The following is a 23963-nucleotide window of genomic DNA, read 5'->3' as shown; positions in this document are numbered from 1 at the left end:
GATTTACTCGCTGACGGGTAGCTGCGACGGAAGATCAATATCCTGCACGACAGCGGGTTGTTCAACAGGAAGCAGATGCACCGGTTGCCCTTTAACTAGCTCTCGTGCCCCATTATCACCACGCAATTGGCACAGTTGTTTGCGCAATAGAGCGGAAAAACCGACCGGATGGCCCGGTTGCTGCTGGAAAATGGGGCGAACAATGGCGTGTTGCTGCAGGGCGCTGGCCACCCGTTGGAAAACGGTGGGCGTAACGAACGGCATATCCGCCAAATGTATCAACCAGCCCTGCCAGTGGGGCGTTGCATTAACGCCCGCGGCGATGGAATCACCAAGACCCGGGCTGGCGAGCAGCGTGGTCGCAACCTGATAAGTGGCGCAGATCTGTTGTACTTGCACGTTATCCGGTCGCGTGACTACCCATACCGGCAGGCCAGAAGCCAGTGCCTGACGCAGCGTTTGTTCAAACAGCGAGCGTTGTTGACCCGCACCATCCACAAACGCAGCATTTAATTTATTGCCTTCGCCACCGGCCTGGGAGAAACGTTCTCCACGTCCGGCGGCTGCGATCAGTATGCCTGCTGTCATTTTCCACGCCCGAATTTGCGCAACTTTTTATTACCTTACTAAAATTATGTGTTTTTGAGATGTATTTTTGTTGAAAACAACATGTTAATCATCACATAATTTTGGTTATAAGCATATGCTTATGACGTCTACGGCAAGGTCGTCAGCGTTTGCGCAACAACACCGCTGAATACAAAAATACAATAAAGATACGAAGGACTTTTTTATGAGCAATTTCAACCCGTCGCGGCGTCGCTTTATCAAAAGCGCCGTGATAGCGGGGGTATCCGTATACCTCGCGCCATTGTACAGCCGCGCCTATGCCGCACTGTTTGAGCAAAAAATACTCCAGTCCCCGAACTGGGATGCCCATGAAAAGCGTATACGCTTCCGTATTGATGGTCGCGCTAAAGTGATGGGGCAAAAAGTGTTCGCGCGTGACATCCGTGCGGTCGACATGCCGCATTGGCCGCAGCAGCAGGCACATGCCTTCGTTCTACGTGTGACCAAGGCCGACAGGCTGTTTGCGGGGATCGATCTCTCATTGCTGGGGGACGACTTACAACCAGACAGACTGGTAACGGCGGAGGATTTGGCCCGTGACGGCCTGGCGTTCCCAGCCTTCTACGGCGATGACATGCTGTTGCCCGTCGGCAAAACCCCAGCCTATCTCGGCCAAGCCGTGGCCATCCTGATTTATCATGATTTCGCGCGTTTCCGCTTTGCAAAAGACAAGCTGAAATTCCGTGAGGAAACCCTGAAATACGGGGCGGAAACCGGCCCGCTGCAGCGTGATCCCTGGGGGACATTCCGTTATGTGCGCGTTGGCGGAGATAAACCGTTTGACGACGATCGCTTCTCCAGCCTGAAAGACACGCCGATTTTCCCTGTATCGATGAAGAAACACCTGCCAGTTTGGCCAGAAGGCCGTGAAGGCGGCAAGCTGGATCAGGAAGGCATGTATTACGCCGGTATGATCGCCAATGAGCTGCAAACCCCGCCGGAAGACTGGCTGGTAATGTCGCGGCGCTACACGACGCAGTCAGTGGATACCTCTGCGCTGGAGCCGGACAACGCGAACGGTTGGTTCGACCCAGCGACCCAGACTTTGCATCTGGTGATACCTACCCAGTCACCGCAGGAAGTGGCAGATGAAATGCCGCGCATGCTGGCTAAGCATAATCCGCCGGTGAAACAGCTGATTCTGCACCCATGCTACACCGTTGGTTACGGTTCGAAAGATCACTATAACTTCCCGTACTACGGGGCGGTGGCGGCAATGTACGGTGACGGGCGTCCTGTACGCTTGGCCAATGACCGTTTTGAACAGTTCCAGACCGCGCTCAAACGCCACGCTTTCGACATGAATTACCGTATTGCGGTGAATCGGCACACCGGCGTGCTGCAGTCATTCCACGGCGAGATGACGGCAGACGGCGGCGGTCGTAGCAACTTTACGCCATCGGTAGTCATGGTGGCGGCAACCGCGGCGCAGTCGATCTACTACTTCCCGAAAAGCGATTTGTCTGCGGTGGGGTTAGCCTCACGTGCGATAGACGCAGGATCGGCACGTGGCTATGGCACGCTGCAAAGCATGGCTGCCACCGAAATGATGGTGGATGAGCTGGCTGCCGAGCTGAAGATTGACCCGATCGAGTTCCGTTTGCGCAACGTGCTGAAATCCGGCATGAAAAATACCCAGGGTGCGATTCCTGCCGGGGCCATTCGTGCCGATGAAGTGCTGGAAAAGGCCGCCAAGCATGAGATGTGGTTGCAACGTGCTCAGCGTAAGGCGGAATTTGAGAGCCAGCACCCAGGCAAACGTTTTGGCGTTGGCTTCGGTTGCGTGCAAAAAGACTTCGGTACCGGTGCCGAGACTTCGTTCGCCCGTGTTGAACTGGCGGAAGATGGGCGCATCATGCTGCATCACAGCGGTGCGGAGATGGGGACCGGGATGTCGACTTCGCAGTCGGTGCTGTGTGCTCAGTGGCTGGGCAAACCGGCAGATGAGGCGCACTTCTCGGTGACCGATTGGTCTGTGTTGCCAATGGTCACCAGCGGCGATCCTTATATCATGTCACAGGCCGATCAGGATCGGTTGCAAGCCAACCCAGCCTGGACACCAAGCTACTGTTCGCCGTCCAGTGCCAGCAACTCGGCATATTACTTCTCACACAGCACACGCGAAGCTGCACGGTTGATATTCGACCATGGTCTGTGGCCGGCGGCGATGGCCATTTGGCAATCCGGCATCGGCGGTGGCCAGGCTGCCCCCTTGGTGGTGCGCAGAGAAGACGCACGTTGGGTGGAAGGCGGGTTGACCGCTGCGGGTATGGAGGTGCTGAGCCTGGAACTGTTGGCGAAAAAAGCCTACCAGATGGGCGGCATCACCGGTGCGGCGGTGCACGTGTTCAACCGTTGGCAGTGGGCGGAAGCGGACTTCACCCTGGGCGGCAAGAGTGAACGTCTACCGATTGACGGGCTGGCGGTACGCAATGCCAACGGTGAGTTCAAGACGCTGGCGCGCAACCAGGTCTATTACCCACCGACTCAGCGCAATAACGCTGCGGTGACGTATTACAGTGCCGTCGGAACACTGGCGGAAGTGGCGGTGGATATCGCAACCGGCCAGGTGGAACTGTTGAACCACCATTCCATCATGGAGTGCGGCAACCTGATTGTGCCGGAACTGGTTTCTGGCCAATTGCAGGGTGGGTTGGCGATGGGTATCGGCCATGCGCTGCACGAATATTTACCGCTGTACGAAGACGGACCCGGTAACGGTACCTGGAACTTTAACCGTTATCACCTGCCGCGAGCCAGCGATGTGGCGGTCTGGAAACAGACTGATGACATCCTGCCCGCGCTGTCGGAAACCGATCCGCCAAAAGGTATGGCTGAAGTGGTGATGATCCCAGTGGTTGCCGCACTGGTCAACGCTATCGCCGACGCTACCGGCCATCGTTTCCGTGATTTGCCCGTTCGTGCAGAAAATATTCGTGAGGTATTACAATGAGCATTAAAACCCAGCCAATTTCCCTGACCATCAACGACAAGCAGTACGGCCCTATCGACGTGCCGGAAGGGCTGATGATGATCGATTTCCTGCATGAATATCTCGACCTGACCGGCTCACGCCTTGGCTGCGGGCAGGGGATTTGTCACGCCTGTGTGGCGATTGTCGATCATCCGAGCGGCACCAGTGAGGAAGTGCGTACCTGCATCACCGGCGCACATTTCTTCAGCGGCAAGAAAGTGCGCACGGTCGAAGGTCACGCCAAGGTGGATGAACAAGGCGAGGTCGTCGAGCTTTCCCCTATTCAGCAGGCTTTCCTGGAGCATTACAGCTTCCAGTGTGGCTACTGCACGCCGGGCTTTGTCAACGCTGCCACCATTTTCGTGGAAAAACTTAAGCGTGAACCGATAGCCCGCGAGCAACTGGAAGGCGCTATTGAACAGGCGCTGGACAGCCATATCTGCCGCTGTACGGGCTATGTGCGTTATTACGAAGCCGTACGTGATGTGGTGCTGAAAACCCCAGGTCTGGTGAAGGAGACTGCGCAATGAAGAAACGTCTCGCGCTGTTGATCCTGCTGGTGGTGATTGTCATCATTGCCGTGCTGTGGTGGCGTGAAAACCGCCATTATGATGGCCCTGTGCAGCAGGTGACGGTCAGTACTGAACAGGTTGCCCGTGGTCGTTATCTGGCTCAGGCTGCCGACTGTGCCGCCTGCCACACCGCCAGTGGCGGTGCGCCAATGGCTGGCGGTTATCCACTTGATACGCCGTTTGGCACGATCTACGGCAGTAACCTGACACCTTCTGCCGACCAAGGTATTGGCCGCTGGACCAAAGACGACTTCTTCCTGGCGCTGACTCAGGGTGTGGCACCCGGCGGGCGTCATCTGTATCCGGCGATGCCTTATACCTCGTATAAAGGCATGTCGCGCCAAGATGCCGATGATATCTATGCTTATCTGATGACTCGCCCGGCGGTAGATGTCGCCATTCCAGAAAACGCCATGCCATTCCCGTTCAATCAACGCATGGCGTTGATTGGCTGGAATCTGCTGTTCCGCAGCCAGGATCCGCTGCCGGCCAGCTCGCAGGGTGATTCAGCCCAGTGGCAGCGCGGTCGCTATCTGGCGGATACGCTGGGTCACTGTGGCGAATGTCACACGCCGCGCGGCTTGCTGGGGCAGATGGATCTCGGCAAACCGATGCAGGGCGGTGATTTGGGGCGCTTTATGGCACCGGACATTACGCCGCATGGGTTGGCACAACGCGGTTGGACGCCGGACGATCTGAGCCGCTTCCTCGCGACCGGTATAGCACCGCAGGGTTCCGCTTTCAGCGAGATGCATATGGTGGTCGATCTCAGCACGCGTCACCTGACGCCGGAAGATCATCAGGCGTTGGCGACCTATCTGATGGGTGAGCAACCGCCGGCAGCAGTACCGGTCAAAATCGGCCAGGGTAGCGATGCCGGACGCATCAGCTATCTGGATCAGTGCTCGGGTTGCCATGCGCGTGAAGGCGAGGGTAAACCGCACGTGGCGGTGGCGATGCGCGATAACGCCACGCTGCGCCAACCGGACGCAAAAAACCTGATTGTCTCGGTACTGGACGGTTTGCCGGCGCAGCAATTCCCTAACGATGAAAGTATGCAAAGCATGCCAGCCTTTGGCGACCGGCTGGATGATGCGCAGGTGGCGGAACTGGTGAACTATCTGCGTGTGACCTGGGGCGGATTACCGGCGGATGTGACTGCCGAACAGGTGAAAGCCTTGCGTCATAAATAGGTTGAGTTAAGCTAAAAAAATGGCCCGCAGACGATCAATCTGCGGGCCATTTTGTTTTGGGAAAAGCTTATCCGCGGTGGGTTGCGCTTACTGCGCGCTGGCTACGCTGCTTGACGGCGTAACCGATGGCCAGTACCGCTACCCAAACGGGGATCAGCAACACCGAGATTTGAATCCCCGGCGTCAGGTACATGATCACCAGAATGCCGGCCATGAACACCAGGCACAGGTAGTTGCTGAACGGATACCAGAAGGCTTTGAACTTTGGTTCTACGCCTTCACGGTTCTTGGCTGCACGGAACTTCAGGTGTGCCAGGCTGATCATCGCCCAGTTAATCACCAGTGCCGATACCACCAACGCCATCAGCAGTTCGAAGGCGCGGCCAGGGATCAGATAGTTAATCAGCACACAGAATGCCGTGGCCGTTGCGGAGACGGCAATCGCAATGACGGGCACGCCGCGGCCATCGACCTTCAGCAAACTCTTCGGACCATTACCCTGTTTAGCCAAGCCGTACAGCATGCGGCTGTTACAGTAAACACAGCTGTTGTACACCGACAGCGCGGCGGTCAACACCACGACGTTCAGTACCGTTGCCACCAGGTTGCTGTTCAGTGCATGGAAGATAAGTACGAACGGACTGCCGCCTTCAACCACTTTCCCCCACGGGTACAGTGACAGCAGGATTGCCAGTGAACCGATATAGAACAGCAGAATACGGTAGATGACCTGGTTGGTCGCTTTAGGAATGCTTTTCTGTGGGTTGTCTGCTTCCGCTGCGGTGATGCCGACCAGTTCCAGCCCGCCGAACGAGAACATGATCACCGCCATTGCCATCACCAGCCCCATGATGCCGTTCGGGAAGAACCCGCCCTGAGCCCACAGGTTGGTCACGGTGGCCTCTGGGCCCCCCAGGCCGCTAAACAGCAAATAGGCGCCGAACACGATCATGCCGATAATCGCCACGACCTTGATAATGGCGAACCAGAATTCCATTTCGCCATACACCTTCACGTTTGCCAGGTTGATGGCGTTAATGGCCAGGAAGAACACTGCCGCAGACACCCAGGTTGGGATCTCGGGCCACCAGTACTGCACATAGATACCGACCGCGGTCAGTTCCGCCATGGCAACCAAAACGTACAGCACCCAGTAGTTCCAGCCGGAAGCAAAACCGGCGAAGTTGCCCCAGTATTTGTAGGCAAAGTGACTAAAGGAACCGGCAACCGGCTCTTCTACCACCATTTCACCCAGTTGGCGCATGATCAGAAATGCGATAAAGCCGCCAATGGCATAGCCGAGAATAACCGATGGACCGGCCATCTTTATTGTTTGCGCGATACCGAGAAATAGCCCGGTACCAATCGCGCCCCCTAAAGCAATAAGCTGAATATGGCGGTTTTTCAGGCCGCGTTTCAGCTGGTCGCCATGCTGTTGACCATCCATTAATGAAACCCTCTGTCGTTGCAGAATTACTCACATGCTGTAAAGCAGTGGTTACGATGTGTGTTTTGTTTTATTTACGGCGTTATATCTATTAATTCCACGGAGCCGCTACCGTTTGGCAAAGAATAATGTTATGCGCTTCAGTTTGCACCTGCTTTATGTTGTGAGTGATTAAGATTTCAGCAGTTTAGGAAACAAAATGCGGGTTGTGTGACGGCAGGGGGGATTCAATGCATGAAATAAGCAATAACTCACATAATGCGCAAAAATAATTTAGATAGCGTGGGTTGTCGGTGGCGAAGTATTAACCGGTTAAATGGACCTTTTGCGATGCAAATAGGTATTCGTTAAAGCTTAATAAACATGCAGTAATATCCTGCCCTTGAGGCCTCAGTCTGCTGACTGGAAGGTTTCGCAAAAGTTAAATCAAGAACCTACCGCGTAAATGGTATTACCACGCGTGCGTTAGCGGTTTGCAGCAGGTCTGGAATTGAGGTGTTAAAATGTGCGGGTAACCTGATTTCGATCAAGGCCCATATGGACAGGAGGTGAATACTTTGTTACTTTACCGTCACGTTTTTGAAATTGGTATTACCAATTGACTCCGCGCCATTCGCAGAGAAGAATTCACCCATGGCCTACAGCAAAATCCGCCAACCCAAGTTGTCAGATGTGATTGAGCAGCAGCTCGAACACCTGATCCTCGAGGGTACACTGCGTCCAGGCGAGAAACTGCCACCGGAGCGCGAACTGGCGAAACAATTTGATGTTTCCCGTCCTTCTCTGAGAGAGGCCATCCAGCGCCTGGAAGCTAAAGGGCTGCTCCTGCGCCGTCAGGGCGGTGGCACCTTTGTACAAACTAATCTGTGGCAGAGCTTCAGCGATCCGCTGGCTGAACTGCTGGCCGACCATCCTGAATCGCAATTCGATCTGTTAGAAACCCGTCATGCCCTCGAAGGCATTGCTGCCTATTACGCGGCGTTGCGCGGGACCGACGAAGATCTGGCACGCATCCGCGATTGCCACATTGTGATTCAGCAGGCCCAGGAAAGCGGCGATCTTGACGCCGAAGCGGACGCGGTCATGCAGTACCAAATCGCCGTGACCGAAGCTGCCCATAACGTTGTGTTACTGCACCTGCTGCGCTGTATGGGGCCGATGCTGGAACAGAACGTACGACAGAACTTTGAATTGCTCTACTCGCGCCGTGAGATGTTGGCAAAAGTGAGCAGCCACCGCGCCGGAATTTTTGAGGCGATAGTGGCACGCGAGCCGGAAAAGGCTCGTGAAGCCTCGCACCGCCATTTGGCGTTTATCGAGGAAATCTTGCTGGATCTCAGTCGGGAGCATACTCGACGCGAGAGATCGCTGCGGCGTCTCCAGCAACGCAAGGATTAAGAACGGTTCTCTTCAGGGTACACCAGCCTGTGGGGCTTACGTTCGAAGTGCTTAGTTAAGCATTTAAGCGGCAACTAAACTGATGGGCCTGTCTTCGTGTGTTTTGCCTCAGAACACAGGAAGACAGGCTCCAAAACAAACCATTAGACAGATAAGGAATACCACCATGTCAGAACGTTTAAACAATGACGTGGATCCGATCGAAACCCGCGACTGGCTGCAGGCGATCGAATCGGTCATCCGTGAAGAGGGTGTTGAGCGAGCTCAGTTTCTGATTGATCAGGTTCTGGGTGAAGCCCGTAAAGGCGGTGTTAGTGTTGCAGCCGGTGCTGCAGCTCACAACTACGTCAACACCATCGCGGTGGAAGACGAACCTGCTTACCCTGGTAACTTGGATCTTGAACGTCGTATCCGCAGCGCCATTCGCTGGAATGCGGTAATGACCGTTCTTCGTGCTTCCAAAAAAGATCTGGACCTGGGCGGCCACATGGCTTCCTTCCAGTCTTCTGCGACCTTCTATGAAGTCTGCTTCAACCACTTCTTCCGTGCACGCAACGAGCAAGATGGCGGCGATCTGGTTTACTTCCAGGGCCACATCTCTCCGGGCGTTTACGCACGTGCCTTCCTTGAAGGCCGCTTGACCGAAGACCAAATGAACAACTTCCGTCAGGAAGTTCACGGTAAAGGCTTGTCCTCTTACCCGCATCCAAAACTGATGCCTGAATTCTGGCAGTTCCCGACCGTTTCTATGGGTCTGGGTCCAATCAGCGCCATCTATCAAGCGAAGTTCCTGAAATATCTGGAACACCGTGGCCTGAAAAATACCTCTGCTCAAACCGTTTACGCCTTCCTGGGCGATGGCGAGATGGACGAGCCAGAATCCAAGGGCGCGATCACTATCGCTACCCGTGAGAAGCTCGACAACCTGGTCTTCGTCATCAACTGTAACTTGCAGCGTCTGGATGGCCCGGTCACCGGTAACGGCAAGATCATCAATGAACTGGAAGGCATCTTCGCTGGCGCTGGCTGGCAGGTACTGAAAGTCATTTGGGGTGGTCGTTGGGACGAGCTGCTGCGTAAAGACACCAGCGGCAAGCTGATCCAACTGATGAACGAAACCCTGGACGGCGATTACCAGACCTTCAAATCCAAAGACGGCGCTTATGTCCGTGAGCACTTCTTCGGCCGCTTCCCAGAAACCGCTGCTCTGGTCAAAGACATGACCGACGACGAAATCTGGGCGCTGAACCGTGGTGGTCACGATCCGAAGAAAGTCTTTGCTGCACTGAAAAAAGCGCAGGACACCCAAGGCAAACCAACCGTTATCCTGGCCCATACCATCAAAGGTTACGGCATGGGTGAAACCGCGGAAGGTAAAAACATTGCTCACCAGGTGAAGAAAATGAACATGGAAGGGGTTCACCACTTCCGCGATCGTTTCAATGTGCCGGTTGCCGATGCTGACATCGAAAAACTGCCATACATCACCTTCGAGAAAGAGTCTGAAGAGTACAAATACCTGCACGAGCGCCGCCAGGCACTGAAAGGTTATGTACCGACCCGTCTGCCAGCGTTCACCCAGAAACTGGAAATGCCGGCACTGGAAGACTTCAGCTCACTGCTGGAAGAGCAGAACAAAGAAATCTCTACCACCATCGCCTTCGTGCGTGCCCTGAACGTGATGTTGAAGAACAAGTCGATCAAAGATCGCCTGGTTCCAATCATCGCCGACGAAGCGCGTACCTTTGGTATGGAAGGTCTGTTCCGTCAGATCGGTATCTACAGCCCGAACGGCCAGCAGTACACCCCGCAGGACCGTGAGCAGGTTGCTTACTACAAAGAAGACGAGAAAGGCCAGATCCTGCAGGAAGGCATCAACGAACTGGGCGCAGCATCTTCATGGCTGGCCGCAGCGACGTCTTACAGCACCAACGATCTGCCAATGATTCCGTTCTACATCTACTATTCGATGTTCGGTTTCCAGCGTATCGGTGACCTGTGCTGGGCAGCAGGCGACCAACAGGCTCGCGGCTTCCTGATCGGCGGTACTTCCGGTCGTACCACCCTGAACGGTGAAGGTCTGCAGCACGAAGACGGCCACAGCCACATCCAGTCCCTGACTATCCCTAACTGTATCTCTTACGATCCAGCTTACGCATACGAAGTGGCAGTGATCATGCACGACGGTCTGGTCCGCATGTACGGTGACGCGCAAGAAAACGTCTACTACTACATCACCACACTGAACGAAAACTACCACATGCCGGCAATGCCGCAGGGTGCAGAAGAAGGTATCCGTAAAGGTATCTACAAGCTGGACACTCTGGCAGGCAGCAAAGGTAAGGTTCAGTTGCTGGGTTCAGGTTCTATTCTGCGTCACGTACGTGATGCGGCGAAGATCCTGGCAGACGACTACGGTGTTGGCTCTGACATCTACAGCGTGACTTCCTTCACTGAACTGGCGCGTGACGGCCAGGATTGTGAGCGTTGGAACATGCTGCACCCAACCGAAACCCCACGCGTACCTTACATTGCTCAGGTGATGAACGATGCGCCAGCGGTTGCGTCTACCGACTACATGAAGCTGTTCGCAGAACAGGTTCGTACTTACGTTCCAGCCAGCGACTATCGCGTACTGGGTACTGACGGCTTCGGTCGTTCAGACAGCCGCGAAAACCTGCGCCACCACTTTGAAGTTGATGCTTCTTACGTTGTGGTTGCTGCACTGGGTGAACTGGCTAAACGCGGTGAAATCGAAGCTTCTGTGGTAGCTGATGCGATTAAGAAATTCGACATCAACCCAGAAAAAGTTAACCCGCGTCTGGCATAAGAGGTACTGAAGAATGTCTATCGAAATTAAAGTACCGGACATCGGTGCAGACGAAGTGGAAATCACCGAAATTCTGGTGAAGGTTGGCGATAAAGTTGAAGCAGAACAATCGCTGATCACCGTTGAAGGTGATAAAGCTTCCATGGAAGTCCCATCCCCGCAGGCGGGTGTGGTTAAAGAGATCAAGGTTTCCGTCGGTGATAAAACCGAAACGGGCAAACTGCTGATGATCTTTGAAGCAGAAGGCGCAGCGGCTGCTGCGCCAGCGGCCAAGGCGGAAGAAAAACCGGCTGCTGCTCCTGCTGCGCCGGCTGCCGCTGCAGCCAAAGACGTTGCGGTACCAGACATTGGTGCTGACGAAGTTGAAGTCACCGAGATCCTGGTGAAAGTGGGCGATAAGGTGGAAGCCGAGCAGTCCCTGATCACCGTTGAAGGCGATAAAGCGTCAATGGAAGTTCCGGCACCGTTCGCGGGCACCGTGAAAGAGATCAAGATCGCTACCGGCGACAAAGTCACCACCGGTTCCCTGATCATGGTATTCGAAGTGGCTGGCGCAGCATCTGCTGCGGCTCCAGCAGCGGCACAAGCACCGGCGGCCGCTGCGGCACCGGCTGCGTCTGCAGCTAAAGACGTTGCAGTACCGGACATCGGTGGCGACGAAGTAGAAGTGACCGAAGTGATGGTGAAAGTGGGCGACAAAGTTGCCGCTGAACAGTCACTGATCACCGTTGAAGGTGACAAGGCTTCTATGGAAGTGCCGGCACCGTTCGCAGGTACCGTAAAAGAAATCAAAATCAGCGCCGGTGACAAAGTGAAAACCGGTTCCCTGATTATGGTATTCGAAGTTGAAGGCGCTGCGCCTGCTGCTGCGGCACCTGCCCAGAAAGCGGAAGCTGCACCGGCTCCTGCTGCCAGCCCGGCACCTGCCGCGCAGGCTGCTCCTGCTGCCAAAGGCGAGTTCGCTGAGAACGACGCTTATGTGCATGCTACCCCGGTCATTCGCCGTCTGGCGCGTGAATTCGGCGTAAACCTGGCGAAAGTGAAAGGCACCGGTCGTAAAGGCCGTATCCTGCGCGAAGACGTTCAGACTTACGTGAAAGACGCGGTCAAACGTGCAGAAGCGGCGCCAGCTGCTGCTGCTGGTGGCGGTCTGCCAGGTATGCTGCCTTGGCCGAAAGTGGACTTCAGCAAGTTCGGTGAGATTGAAGAAGTTGAACTGGGTCGCATTCAGAAAATCTCTGGTGCTAACCTGAGCCGTAACTGGGTGATGATCCCGCACGTTACGCACTTCGACAAAACAGACATTACCGATCTGGAAGCTTTCCGTAAGCAACAGAACGAAGAAGCGGCTAAACGTAAGCTGGATGTGAAGTTCACCCCTGTGGTGTTCATCATGAAAGCTGTTGCCGCTGCTCTGGAGCAGATGCCGCGCTTCAACAGTTCTCTGTCCGAAGATGGCCAGAAGCTGACGTTGAAGAAATACATCAACGTAGGTGTTGCGGTTGATACGCCAAACGGTCTGGTTGTGCCGGTATTCAAAGATGTGAACAAGAAGAGCATCACTGAACTGTCCCGCGAACTGATGGCTATCTCCAAGAAAGCACGTGACGGTAAGCTGACCGCAGGCGAAATGCAGGGCGGGTGTTTCACCATCTCTAGCCTGGGCGGTATCGGGACGACTCACTTCGCACCGATCGTGAATGCACCAGAAGTTGCTATCTTGGGCGTTTCCAAGTCTGCTATGGAACCGGTCTGGAACGGTAAAGAGTTCGTTCCGCGCCTGATGATGCCAATGTCGCTCTCCTTCGACCACCGTGTCATTGACGGTGCTGATGGTGCGCGCTTTATTACCATCATCAACAACATGCTGGCGGATATCCGCCGTATGGTTATGTGATAAAAAAAGGGCGCAGCATGCTGCGCCCTTACTACTTCAGTAGCAGTTTTGTCGGTTTTTGCATGACTCGACAAAATTGTTGAGACACGGGTCACTCGAACACGCTTTGCAGATTATTAACAATTCTGTAAACTGCTCGCGGTGTAAGCGTCCCGGTGGATGAAGGGCGTTATGAGATCGATTAATAACATACCTTAAATAATTGCAGTTGCATCAAGGCGGCAAGTGAGTGAATCCCGTCGAGCTTACGTCAGTAAGTGATTCGGGTGAATGAACCTAGCCAACGCAGAGGCAGCTTCGAGTATGACGGGTATAAATGACGTCTGACCCGCCGGACAATAAATTAAGAGGTCATGATGAGTACTGAAATTAAAACTCAGGTCGTGGTACTTGGGGCGGGCCCGGCAGGTTACTCTGCTGCCTTTCGTTGCGCTGACTTAGGTCTTGAAACCGTTCTGGTTGAACGTTATTCCACTCTGGGCGGTGTTTGCCTGAACGTGGGATGTATCCCTTCCAAAGCACTGTTGCACGTTGCCAAAGTGATCGAAGAAGCCAAAGCCTTGGCCGAACACGGCATCGTTTTCGGCGAGCCGAAAACTGACATCGACAAAGTGCGTGTTTGGAAAGAAAAAGTCATCAATCAGCTGACCGGCGGTCTGGCTGGTATGGCTAAAGGCCGTAAAGTGAAAGTGGTTAACGGCCTGGGCAAGTTCACCGGCGCTAACACCCTGGTTGTTGAAGGCGAAAATGGCCCAACGACTATCAACTTCGACAATGCCATCATTGCCGCAGGTTCTCGTCCGATCCAACTGCCATTCATTCCTCATGAAGATCCACGCGTGTGGGACTCTACCGATGCACTGGAACTGAAAACCGTCCCAGAGCGTCTGCTGGTCATGGGCGGCGGTATCATCGGCCTGGAAATGGGCACCGTATACCATGCGCTGGGTTCACAGATCGACGTAGTCGAAATGTTTGACCAGGTGATCCCGGCAGCGGATAAAGACGTGGTGAAAGTCTTCACCAAACGCATCAGCAAGCAGTTCAACCTGATGCTGGAAACCAAAGTGACCGCGGTAGAAGCCAAAGAAGACGGCATCTATGTCACGATGGAAGGTAAGAAAGCACCTGCAGAACCACAGCGTTACGACGCGGTGCTGGTTGCTATCGGTCGTGTACCGAACGGCAAGCTGTTGGAAGCGGGTAAAGCCGGTGTTGAAGTTGACGAACGTGGCTTCATTAACGTCGACAAACAACTGCGCACCAACGTGCCGCACATCTTCGCTATCGGTGACATCGTCGGTCAACCGATGCTGGCGCACAAAGGCGTGCATGAAGGCCACGTTGCCGCTGAAGTTATCGCCGGCATGAAACACTACTTCGACCCGAAAGTGATCCCATCAATCGCTTATACCGAGCCGGAAGTTGCATGGGTAGGTCTGACCGAGAAAGAAGCAAAAGAGAAAGGCATCAGCTACGAAACATCCACCTTCCCGTGGGCTGCTTCAGGCCGTGCTATCGCTTCTGATTGTGCTGACGGCATGACCAAACTGATCTTCGACAAAGAAACTCACCGTATCATCGGTGGTGCGATTGTCGGCACCAACGGCGGTGAGCTGCTGGGTGAGATCGGTCTGGCTATCGAGATGGGTTGTGACGCAGAAGACATCGCGCTGACTATCCATGCTCACCCAACCCTGCACGAATCCGTAGGCTTGGCAGCTGAGATCTACGAAGGCAGCATCACCGATCTGCCTAACCCGAAAGCCAAGAAGAAGTAATTCTGCTGGTTTGAAAGGGTAATAAGCGGCTCCTGCAAAGGGGCCGTTTTTTTATGGGCGGAATTCAGTAAAAGGCCGCTCAATGAGCGGCCAGTAGCTTACTTGTTCTGGAATATAACGTTCAGCGTCAGGTTGTTGCCGTTAACCGACCAACCCCCTTTGTTCACGCCAAACGCCGATCCCAGTACAATGAGCAGGATAAACATAGAACTCCCTTTCATTGCGCGATCCCTGTGGAACCACGACCACCGCGACTTCACCGGAAAAATCCCGGTGGAACAAGCGCTTTGTGGCGCTTGCATCGCAGTAGTTGCAGCACTGTTCTCAAGCCCGATGACCAACTGCTAAACCGGCAGAACAGACCCGCATTAATAGTACGTTGAAATAAACTGTTGGACATTCTTTTTGTTGATTTTTTAATCGCTCTTGCGCACAATGTCCCTGCTTTGTGGCGCTTGTATCGTTCTTTAACGATGTAAGAAATCCGTAAGGTGCCTGCTAACACCGAACGGAACAAGAGAACCGCCTTCACCTGGGGCGGTTTTTTTGTGTCTTTCGCTCTCAACTTTCGATTTTTGCAACCATTAACCATTGTAAGTGAGTGGGTATTGTGTTGTTCTCATCAGGCTGAATTATGGTGTAGACGGAAACGTCCTACAGCCCCGTCTGGCCGGTGTAGCAGCCGATTACACTGCGCTCAACGATTCAGCAAAGATTTAATGTTGCTTTTATGTGAACGAATTAACAACCAATTCAAATCCTGATATGCTGGCTGAGCGGAACCGGGCACTGTACTTACAGTCCAGGACATCGACAGCAGTGCCCCGTCAGGATCAATGGCATCAACACCGTGCGCTAAACCCGGTTTGAAGATATACCCTGTGGCTTAAAGGCGACGGGTACAAAACGCCAGGCACAATAAATGACAATGAGAGCGAGGAGAATGTCGTGCTAGAAGAATACCGTAAGCACGTAGCCGAGCGTGCTGCAGAGGGCATCGTCCCTAAGCCGTTAGACGCCACCCAAATGGCAGCGCTGGTTGAATCATTAAAGAATCCGCCAAAAGGCGAAGAAGAATTCCTGTTAGACCTGCTGATTAACCGTGTACCACCAGGCGTCGACGAAGCCGCCTATGTCAAAGCAGGTTTCCTGGCGGCCATCGCCAAAGGCGAAGCAACATCTCCCCTGATTACCCCAGAGAAAGCCATTGAACTGTTAGGCACCATGCAGGGTGGCTACAACATTCATCCGCTGATTGACGCGTTGGATAACGAAAAGCTGGCACCGATTGCTGCCAAAGCGTTGTCCCATACGCTGCTGATGTTTGACAACTTCTATGACGTAGAAGAAAAAGCTAAAGCGGGTAATCCGCACGCCAAGCAGATCATGCAGTCCTGGGCCGATGCCGAATGGTATCTGTCACGTCCAAAATTGGCAGAAAAACTCACTGTTACCGTGTTCAAAGTCACTGGTGAAACCAATACCGATGATCTGTCACCGGCGCCGGATGCCTGGTCTCGTCCAGATATCCCCTTGCACGCCTTGGCGATGCTGAAGAATGAACGTGAAGGTATCGTGCCGGATCAGCCGGGCAGCGTTGGCCCGATCAAGCAAATCGAACTGCTGAACAAAAAAGGCTTCCCTCTGGCCTATGTCGGTGACGTGGTCGGTACCGGTTCTTCCCGTAAATCGGCCACCAACTCGGTATTGTGGTTTATGGGTGACGACATCCCGTATGTGCCTAACAAGCGTGGCGGTGGTGTGGTACTGGGCGGTAAAATTGCGCCAATCTTCTTCAACACCATGGAAGATGCCGGTGCGCTGCCGATTGAAGTGGACGTGAATGACCTGAACATGGGTGACGTGATCGACGTCTATCCGTACAAAGGCGAAGTGCGTAACCATGAAACGGGCGAACTGATCGCGAACTTCGAACTGAAAACCGATGTGCTGCTTGATGAAGTGCGCGCCGGTGGCCGTATCCCGCTGATCATCGGCCGTGGCTTGACCACTAAAGCTCGTGAAGCGCTGGGCTTGCCGCACAGCGACGTGTTCCGTGTTGCCAAAGAAGTGGCAGCCAGCAACAAAGGCTTCTCACTGGCGCAGAAAATGGTTGGCCGCGCCTGTGGCGTTGCCGGCGTGCGTCCGGGTGAATATTGTGAACCTAAGATGACCTCTGTCGGTTCTCAGGACACCACCGGCCCGATGACCCGTGACGAGCTCAAAGATCTGGCCTGTCTGGGCTTCTCTGCCGATCTGGTGATGCAGTCCTTCTGTCACACGGCCGCGTACCCGAAACCGGTTGACGTGACCACGCACCACACGCTGCCAGACTTTATTATGAACCGTGGCGGTGTATCGCTGCGTCCAGGCGACGGTGTTATCCACTCCTGGTTGAACCGTATGCTGCTGCCGGATACTGTAGGTACCGGTGGTGACTCCCATACCCGTTTCCCGATCGGTATTTCTTTCCCTGCGGGTTCTGGTCTGGTGGCCTTTGCTGCGGCGACCGGCGTTATGCCGTTGGATATGCCAGAATCCGTTCTGGTTCGCTTCAAAGGCAAAATGCAGCCGGGCATCACTTTACGTGACCTGGTGCATGCTATCCCTTACTACGCGATCCAGCAGGGTCTGTTGACGGTGGAGAAAAAGGGCAAGAAGAACATTTTCTCCGGCCGTATCCTGGAAATTGAAGGCCTGCCGGATCTGAAAGTTGAGCAGGCATTTGAATTGACCGATGCCTCTGCTGAACGTTCTGCTGCCGGTTGTACCATCAAGCTGGATAAGGCGCCGATCCAAGAGTACCTGAACTCCAACATCGTGCTGCTGAAGTGGATGATCTCCGAAGGTTACGGCGATCGCCGTACGCTGGAGCGTCGTATCCAGGGCATGGAAAAATGGCTGGCGGATCCACAATTGATGGAAGGCGATGCGGATGCAGAATACGCCGCGGTGATCGACATCGATCTGGCCGAGATCACTCAGCCAATCCTGTGTGCACCAAACGATCCTGACGATGCGCGCCTGCTGTCCGACGTGGCCAACAGCAAGATCGATGAAGTGTTCATCGGCTCTTGCATGACCAACATTGGTCACTTCCGTGCTGCCGGCAAGCTGCTGGATCAGCACAAAGGTCAGCTGCCAACGCGTCTGTGGGTTGCTCCACCAACCAAGATGGATGCGGCTCAGTTGACCGAAGAAGGCTACTACAGCGTATTCGGCAAGAGCGGCGCGCGTATCGAGATCCCGGGCTGTTCACTGTGCATGGGTAACCAGGCGCGTGTGGCTGACGGTGCGACGGTGGTTTCCACTTCGACCCGTAACTTCCCGAACCGTCTGGGGACCGGCGCTAATGTCTATCTGGCGTCTGCAGAATTGGCCGCGGTTGCTTCGTTGCTGGGTCGTCTGCCAACGCCGGACGAGTATCAGACTTATATGGCGCAGGTCGACAAGACAGCGGCGGATACCTACCGTTATCTGAACTTTGACCAACTGGGCCAGTACACTGAAAAAGCTGACGGCGTGATTTTCCAAACCGCGGTTTAATTGAGTGACAGAGTCGTCATGTGAAGCGGGGGCCTATAAAGGCCCCCGTTTTTTATGGCAATCATGCCTGCTTGTTTTCATGCTCACAAAATGGGGTTACCCACTGTCTACTTTTTGAAGATTTCAACGTGGATGTCTTTATGATCGCTTTCCTGGCCGGATGCACCGACAATTCGGTAGTAGCAATCTTTGCCGCTCAATCCGCTGAGTTCATTGCATTTTTGATCGACAGCGTTGGAGATGCCTTTATGTCCGACGGTTGGCACGCCGGTTTGTTGGATTGAGAGGTCGCCGAGTTTTGTATAGCTGGCAGAATCTTCAAGGGTGATCTGCTTGGCGGCAAAAGAAGATGCTGAGAAAATAATGCTCAGTGCAACGATTGGGATAATGTATTTCATGGCACACATCCTGATCTTGATGATAGATATGAAGGCGATGAAATCGCCTCTGGCCGGTATTGAACTTTTATGAAAGCTCCATAATGTAAAAGCTAATCGATATTTGCAGAAAGTCAAAAGAGAAGGATTGTCATGGCCATAATAATATATCTATTTTTCAATGGTATATTGTTTTCATTTGCCTTATTTTGACATGCATCTTCACTTTCTTTACATTGTTCGAATAAATAAGATTATTGAACATTTTCCATGATCCTGCCTTACCCATATCTCGAAATAAGCCGTGCTGGTTTACTTTTCTCCCGGCAATAGCGCCAACTCTTCCTTCTATTTTTTATGACAACTTGATTGAGCTAATCCTTAATGCCGACAGGGTGGTGAGAGGATTATCGGGGCAATTTGTGCACCGCGGAGATGGCGGTGGGCTTAGTGTCTCGCCCACGGGGAGCAAAACAAAACCGCGAGCCTATCGAGCGAGCGACAGGCGACTTCCCATTGCCGACGCAAGCGGCTATATTGCGCGGCGATAGCGCCACCGGCGTTTTATTTTTCTCAGTTGCCAACTTTGCGAGCGCTCACTGAGTTAGTCATGAATTAATGTTTACACTAAAGGAAAGTGCTCAGGAGGCGTGCTATGGATTACGAATTTCTGCGTGACGTGACCGGCCAGGTGATCGTCAGATTTTCGATGGGGCATGAGGTCATTGGCCACTGGATCAACGAAGAACTCAAAGGTGACTTTAACCTGTTGGACCGGATAGAAGCCGGTGCGGCGGAGGTAAAGGGCAGCGAACGCCAATGGCAGTTGGAAGGCCATGAATACACGTTGCTGATGGATGGTGAGGAGGTGATGATCCGTGCCAATCTGCTGGAGTTTGAAGGCGACGAGATGGAAGAGGGGATGAATTATTATGACGAAGAAAGTCTCTCATTCTGCGGCGTCGAGGATTTCTTGCAGGTGCTGAAGGCTTATCGCTCTTTCATGCTGAAGTACTAAACGTCGGGCGCGGCATTGCGCTGCGCCCGAAAGTTATCACAGGTGCGGAATATTGCGGCCGTAATAGATTTCCTGCATCTCTTTCCACAGCAGAGCGGTAATCTCTTTACGCTCGGCGGCACTCAGTGCATCCGGTTTGGCGTTAAACAGGTAGTGCTTCAGATCGAAATCCTTCAGCAGCATCTTGGTGTGGAAGATGTTCTCCTGGTAAACATTCACGTCCATCATGTGGTATAGCGCCTTCATGTCATCAGACATGAAGTTCTGGATCGAATTGATCTCATGATCGATGTAGTGTTTTACGCCATTCACGTCGCGGGTAAAACCACGCACGCGGTAATCCATGGTGACAATGTCAGATTCCAACTGGTGGATCAGGTAATTCAGCGCTTTAAGCGGTGAAATCACGCCGCAGGTCGAGACTTCGATATCGGCGCGGAAGGTGCACAGACCGCCTTCCGGATGGCTCTCCGGATAGGTGTGAACACAGATATGGCTCTTGTCCAGGTGTGCAACCACGGTCTTTGACAATGGGCCTGGGTGTTCCGAGGTATCGACATCATTCGGATCAACCGGTTCTTCGCTAACCAGAATGGTGACGCTGGCGCCCTGAGGCTCATAGTCCTGGCGCGCGATGTTCAGAATATTTGCGCCAATGATCGAGCAGGTTTCGCTCAGGATCTCGGTCAAGCGGTTGGCGTTGTATTGCTCGTCAATGTAGGCGATATAGCCAGCGCGGTCATCCGCGGTTTTGGCATAACAAATATCGTAAATACAAAAACTCAGGCTTTTTGTCAGGTTGTTGAAGCCGTGCAGTTTTAGCTTATGCAATTTGGTTCACCTCCTTTATCTTCTCGCTTAACGTGAAACGTTCATTACCGACCTATTTGAAGCGGCCTCTGTATTGGCTGCGCTCCCTCACCCAGCTCGCTGACTGGCGCCAGCTCATCGGGATTCGTTCACTTGCCGCGTTACTCGGCAAAGCCTCGCCCCGTTGGGGCCAGCGCAAGCGCTGTTCAACAAAGCCGTGGCTTCGTTGTGATGCAACTTCAATTATTTTGGGCGTAGTGCGTCGAGCAAATACTGCGGCAGTGCAAAGCTGCCCACGTGAATTGCCGGGTTGTAATAACGGCAGTTTAAGCCACTTTGATTAAAGCGATGTTGCAGGGTAGGTAAGTCGAGCTGGCGCAGTGCCGGATCCTGACTCGCCCAAGCGAAGGTCATAATGCCGCCGTAATAGGTCGGAATTGCGGCCTGATAGAAGCTGACGTCGTTGAAGTACTGGCTCAGTTTGGTGTGGCTATTAACCGCTTCGTCTTGCTGCAGGAAGCACACGCCGTTCTGCGCGACAAAAATGCCACCTTCATTCAGGCAGCGTGCACAGCCTTCATAGAACGCAGAGGTGAACAGACTTTCACCGGGACCGATGGGATCGGTACAGTCAGAGATAATCACATCGAATTTTTCATCGGTCTGACTAACAAAATTGACACCGTCATCAATCACAAGTTTGAAGCGTGGGTCGTCGTAGGCACCCGCATTGTGGTTTGGCAGGTATTGGCGACAGAACTCCACCACACCGGCGTCGATCTCAACCATGGTGATGTGTTCTACGCCCTGATGACGGCTCACTTCACGCAACATGGCGCCGTCGCCACCGCCGATGATGAGCACTTTCTTCACCCGGCCGTGTGCCAACAGCGGTATGTGGGTCATCATTTCGTGATAGATGAATTCATCACGCTCGGTGGTTTGCACCACGCCGTCGAGCGCCATCACGCGCCCCAGAACCGGGTTTTCAAAAATAACCAAATCCTGATGCTCGGTCTTCTCACGATACAGCACGTTCTCTACTGAGAAGTACTGGCCGAAGTTGGCATGCAGCGTCTCATACCAAATTTCTTTCTGGGTCATGTGCGGGAACTCCGTAATAACAGCCATGAAAAATGGGCGCAACATCATAGCTAACTCTGCCTGGTGATGCACGGCTGAATTTCAAACAGAGGTAGCGGAAAGGCGGAGGGGATTAGTTGGCGTAGGCCAGCAGGCTTAGCGAGTCACGAGCCAGGGATTTGCATTTGTTAGGGGTCGGGATGGCAATACCGCTAAGATCACGGTAGCTGTCTTCACCCAGCGCCTTCATGTTGAAGCTATTATAGTTGGTCAAATCCCAACGGTTTTGTTGGGCAAAGTAGACGATGGCGCGCTTGATTTGTGCATTAGGCAAGTCGTTGTAACCACAGTCATTTTTCAAATAGATAAATACTGCCGTCAGATCGGCCAGATCTTCCGCCTCAGACTCATTCAGCGCCAGACTGGCGTTGGAGAACCCCAGCATGGTGAGCAGCACCACCAGTAATGTTGTTTTTTTCATCGTGAAAATAGACCTGTTTGTTGTCAACAGACGTTATCACACTTGCCTGTAAAGGCACCAAATTTTATTACCGACGGATAACATAATGGACAGCAAAGGCTTGACCTTCCGCTAAGGGGAGGGTTTAGGCTGTATAGCGTTAAGTTTAGACCCATAATCTTTCAAGCTGCAGCCTGATTGAGTTTGCTGCAGCTTAGTGAGCATTGAGTGCCGATCACTGAAAAAGGGAGTCAGCGATGTTACGCCGTGATTTTATCAAACTGACCGCTGCGCTGGGCGCGGCAAGCGCTTTACCGTTGTGGAGCCGGGGTGTGTGGGCGGCCGAGCTGCCTGCGTTGCCTATTCCGCCGCTACTGACGCCGGATGCGCAGGGAAATATCGCGCTGGCGTTACAAACCGGCGAAATGAACTGGCTTCCGGGTAAAGCGACCCACACCTGGGGCGTGAATGGTGCGCTGCTGGGGCCGGCCGTTCGACTGCAACGCGGCAAACCGGTGACGGTAGATATCCGCAACGCGTTGCCGGAGGCCAGTACCCTTCACTGGCACGGTTTGGAAATCCCGGGCGATGTCGATGGCGGCCCACAGGCGTTAATCCAACCGGGTACCACGCGCAGGGTGCAGTTCACGGTTGAACAGCCCGCAGCGACCTGCTGGTTCCATCCGCATACCCATGGCAAGACGGGGCAGCAGGTGATGAAGGGGTTGGCGGGGTTGGTGCTGTTGGAAGATGATGAGAGCAGTAAGTTGCCACTGCCGAAAACCTGGGGGCAGGATGATATTCCTGTGATCTTGCAGGATAAGCGGTTGGGCAAAGACGCACAGATTGAATATCAATTGGACGTGATGAGCGCGGCGGTGGGCTGGTTTGGTGACCGCATGTTCACCAACGGCGCGCAGTATCCACGGCATATTGCCCCACGTGGTTGGTTGCGCCTGCGTTTCCTCAACGGGTGTAATGCCCGTTCGCTGAACATAGCGGCCAGTGATAACCGTCCACTTTATGTGATCGCCAGCGACGGGGGTTTTCTGGCTGAACCCGTCAAGCTGACCGAATTGCCGATGCTGATGGGCGAGCGTTTTGAAGTGCTGGTGGATGCCTCCGACGGCAAGCCGTTTGATATTGTTACGCTGCCGGTTAAACAGATGGGCATGACGTTGGCACCATTCGACCAACCGCTGCCGGTGCTGCATATTCAGCCTTCGATGGCGCAGGGTATCAAGACGATGCCGGATAGCCTGGTGGCGCTGCCGGCATTGCCTGCGGTGGCGGGTGTGCAAGAGCGCTGGCTGCAACTTATGATGAATCCGCAGTTGGATATGCTGGGCATGCAGGCGTTGATGGATCGTTACGGCCATCAAGCCATGGCAGGAATGAGCATGGATCACGGCAGCATGGGCAAAGGTGACGGGGCAATGGCCGGCATGGGACAGGGCAGTATGAAAGGCATGGACCACGGCAATATGAAAGGTATGAATCACGGCGATATGAAGGGCATGGATCACAGCGCCAAACCGTTCGACTTCAGTCACGGCAATATGATCAACGGCAAGGCTTTCGACATGGCTAAACCGATGTTTGACGCCAAGCGCGGCAAATACGAGAAATGGACCATCTCCGGCGAGGGCGACATGATGTTGCACCCGTTCCATATTCACGGCACCCAGTTCCGTATTCTGTCGGAAAACGGCAAGCCGCCAGCGGCCCACCGCAGTGGTTGGAAAGACACGGTGCGCGTTGAAGGCTGGCGCAGTGAAGTGTTGGTGCGCTTTGATCAGCTGGCCAACAGCGATCATGCCTATATGGCCCATTGTCACCTGCTGGAACATGAAGATACCGGCATGATGCTGGGCTTTACGGTAACCGACTGATTATCCCGCGGCGTAAAACGGGCGGCGCACTCGCGTCGCCAGCGGCTTCAGGCTA

At 53.8% G+C, this 23963-nt stretch carries 17 protein-coding genes; 10 read left to right on the top strand and 7 right to left on the bottom strand.

Annotated features, from left to right (window positions below; translation table 11 throughout):
* Positions 1-3: 3 nt before the first annotated feature.
* The gene (locus ACI2J2_RS16555) at positions 4-588 is read right to left on the bottom strand and encodes an NTP transferase domain-containing protein (RefSeq protein WP_209637512.1); all 585 of its coding nucleotides are present in this window, start codon (positions 586-588) and stop codon (positions 4-6) included.
* 205 nt (positions 589-793) lie between these two features.
* Here ACI2J2_RS16555 and ACI2J2_RS16550 point away from each other — a divergent pair, with 205 nt between their 5' ends.
* From ACI2J2_RS16550 to ACI2J2_RS16540, 3 genes are read left to right on the top strand one after another with little or no spacing between them, the layout of a single operon-like run.
* The gene (locus tag ACI2J2_RS16550) at positions 794-3583 is read left to right on the top strand and encodes a xanthine dehydrogenase family protein molybdopterin-binding subunit (RefSeq protein ID WP_265556831.1); all 2790 of its coding nucleotides are present in this window, start codon (positions 794-796) and stop codon (positions 3581-3583) included.
* Positions 3580-4134: a (2Fe-2S)-binding protein gene (locus ACI2J2_RS16545; protein ID WP_404760456.1), complete on the top strand. Its 555-nt coding sequence runs from the start codon at positions 3580-3582 to the stop codon at positions 4132-4134. The genes ACI2J2_RS16550 and ACI2J2_RS16545 overlap by 4 nt, the downstream gene beginning before the upstream one ends.
* On the top strand, positions 4131-5369 hold the full coding sequence (locus ACI2J2_RS16540) for a c-type cytochrome (RefSeq protein ID WP_404760455.1): 1239 nt from the start codon (positions 4131-4133) through the stop codon (positions 5367-5369). The genes ACI2J2_RS16545 and ACI2J2_RS16540 overlap by 4 nt, the downstream gene beginning before the upstream one ends.
* 67 nt (positions 5370-5436) lie before the next feature.
* Here ACI2J2_RS16540 and ACI2J2_RS16535 read toward each other — a convergent pair whose 3' ends face one another.
* Positions 5437-6816 (bottom strand): amino acid permease, encoded by a 1380-nt coding sequence (locus ACI2J2_RS16535; protein WP_404760454.1) that lies wholly within the window; start codon positions 6814-6816, stop codon positions 5437-5439.
* A gap of 633 nt (positions 6817-7449) precedes the next feature.
* Between ACI2J2_RS16535 and pdhR the strand changes: the two genes are divergently transcribed.
* From pdhR to lpdA, 4 genes are all read left to right on the top strand, one after another.
* The gene (gene pdhR, locus ACI2J2_RS16530) at positions 7450-8214 is read left to right on the top strand and encodes a pyruvate dehydrogenase complex transcriptional repressor PdhR (RefSeq protein WP_020828585.1); all 765 of its coding nucleotides are present in this window, start codon (positions 7450-7452) and stop codon (positions 8212-8214) included.
* A 166-nt stretch (positions 8215-8380) separates the two neighbouring features.
* Positions 8381-11044, top strand: a complete 2664-nt coding sequence (aceE, locus tag ACI2J2_RS16525) for a pyruvate dehydrogenase (acetyl-transferring), homodimeric type (protein WP_061807927.1) — start codon at positions 8381-8383, stop codon at positions 11042-11044.
* Positions 11045-11057: 13 nt separating this feature from the next.
* Entirely contained in the window at positions 11058-12941 is a 1884-nt protein-coding gene (gene aceF / locus ACI2J2_RS16520) for a pyruvate dehydrogenase complex dihydrolipoyllysine-residue acetyltransferase (protein ID WP_404760453.1), read from the top strand.
* 356 nt (positions 12942-13297) lie between these two features.
* Positions 13298-14722 carry a dihydrolipoyl dehydrogenase gene (lpdA, locus tag ACI2J2_RS16515; RefSeq protein WP_012146711.1) on the top strand — a complete coding sequence of 475 codons (1425 nt, stop codon included), beginning with the start codon at positions 13298-13300 and terminating at the stop codon, positions 14720-14722.
* Positions 14723-14820: 98 nt separating this feature from the next.
* On the opposite strand, the gene ACI2J2_RS16510 is transcribed toward lpdA, so the two are convergent.
* On the bottom strand, positions 14821-14943 hold the full coding sequence (locus tag ACI2J2_RS16510; protein WP_265556824.1) for a hypothetical protein: 123 nt from the start codon (positions 14941-14943) through the stop codon (positions 14821-14823).
* 727 nt (positions 14944-15670) lie between these two features.
* Between ACI2J2_RS16510 and acnB the strand changes: the two genes are divergently transcribed.
* Positions 15671-18268, top strand: a complete 2598-nt coding sequence (acnB, locus tag ACI2J2_RS16505) for a bifunctional aconitate hydratase 2/2-methylisocitrate dehydratase (RefSeq protein WP_265556822.1) — start codon at positions 15671-15673, stop codon at positions 18266-18268.
* Positions 18269-18375: 107 nt separating this feature from the next.
* Here the strand turns inward: acnB and ACI2J2_RS16500 are convergent, their stop codons facing one another.
* Positions 18376-18666, bottom strand: coding sequence for a hypothetical protein (locus ACI2J2_RS16500; RefSeq protein WP_265556821.1), 291 nt, complete (start codon positions 18664-18666; stop codon positions 18376-18378).
* Positions 18667-19300: 634 nt separating this feature from the next.
* Here ACI2J2_RS16500 and yacL point away from each other — a divergent pair.
* Positions 19301-19663 (top strand): protein YacL, encoded by a 363-nt coding sequence (gene yacL, locus ACI2J2_RS16495; protein ID WP_037416800.1) that lies wholly within the window; start codon positions 19301-19303, stop codon positions 19661-19663.
* 36 nt (positions 19664-19699) lie between these two features.
* Here the strand turns inward: yacL and speD are convergent, their stop codons facing one another.
* The 3 genes from speD to ACI2J2_RS16480 all read right to left on the bottom strand — a co-directional run bounded on the left by speD (position 19700) and on the right by ACI2J2_RS16480 (position 22037).
* Complete coding sequence (gene speD / locus ACI2J2_RS16490; RefSeq protein ID WP_404760452.1) at positions 19700-20494, bottom strand: adenosylmethionine decarboxylase; 795 nt, start codon at positions 20492-20494, stop codon at positions 19700-19702.
* A gap of 222 nt (positions 20495-20716) precedes the next feature.
* On the bottom strand, positions 20717-21577 hold the full coding sequence (speE, locus tag ACI2J2_RS16485) for a polyamine aminopropyltransferase (protein ID WP_209637529.1): 861 nt from the start codon (positions 21575-21577) through the stop codon (positions 20717-20719).
* 112 nt (positions 21578-21689) lie between these two features.
* Complete coding sequence (locus ACI2J2_RS16480) at positions 21690-22037, bottom strand: YacC family pilotin-like protein (RefSeq protein WP_209637531.1); 348 nt, start codon at positions 22035-22037, stop codon at positions 21690-21692.
* Positions 22038-22273: 236 nt separating this feature from the next.
* Between ACI2J2_RS16480 and cueO the strand changes: the two genes are divergently transcribed.
* Complete coding sequence (cueO, locus tag ACI2J2_RS16475) at positions 22274-23908, top strand: multicopper oxidase CueO (RefSeq protein ID WP_404760451.1); 1635 nt, start codon at positions 22274-22276, stop codon at positions 23906-23908.
* Positions 23909-23963 lie beyond the last annotated feature (55 nt).

This window comes from Serratia sp. NPDC087055, from assembly GCF_044900985.1.
Lineage (GTDB): Bacteria > Pseudomonadota > Gammaproteobacteria > Enterobacterales > Enterobacteriaceae > Serratia.
The sequence above is the reverse complement of the archived record's forward strand: the minus strand, read 5'-3'. Positions and strand labels throughout refer to the sequence as shown.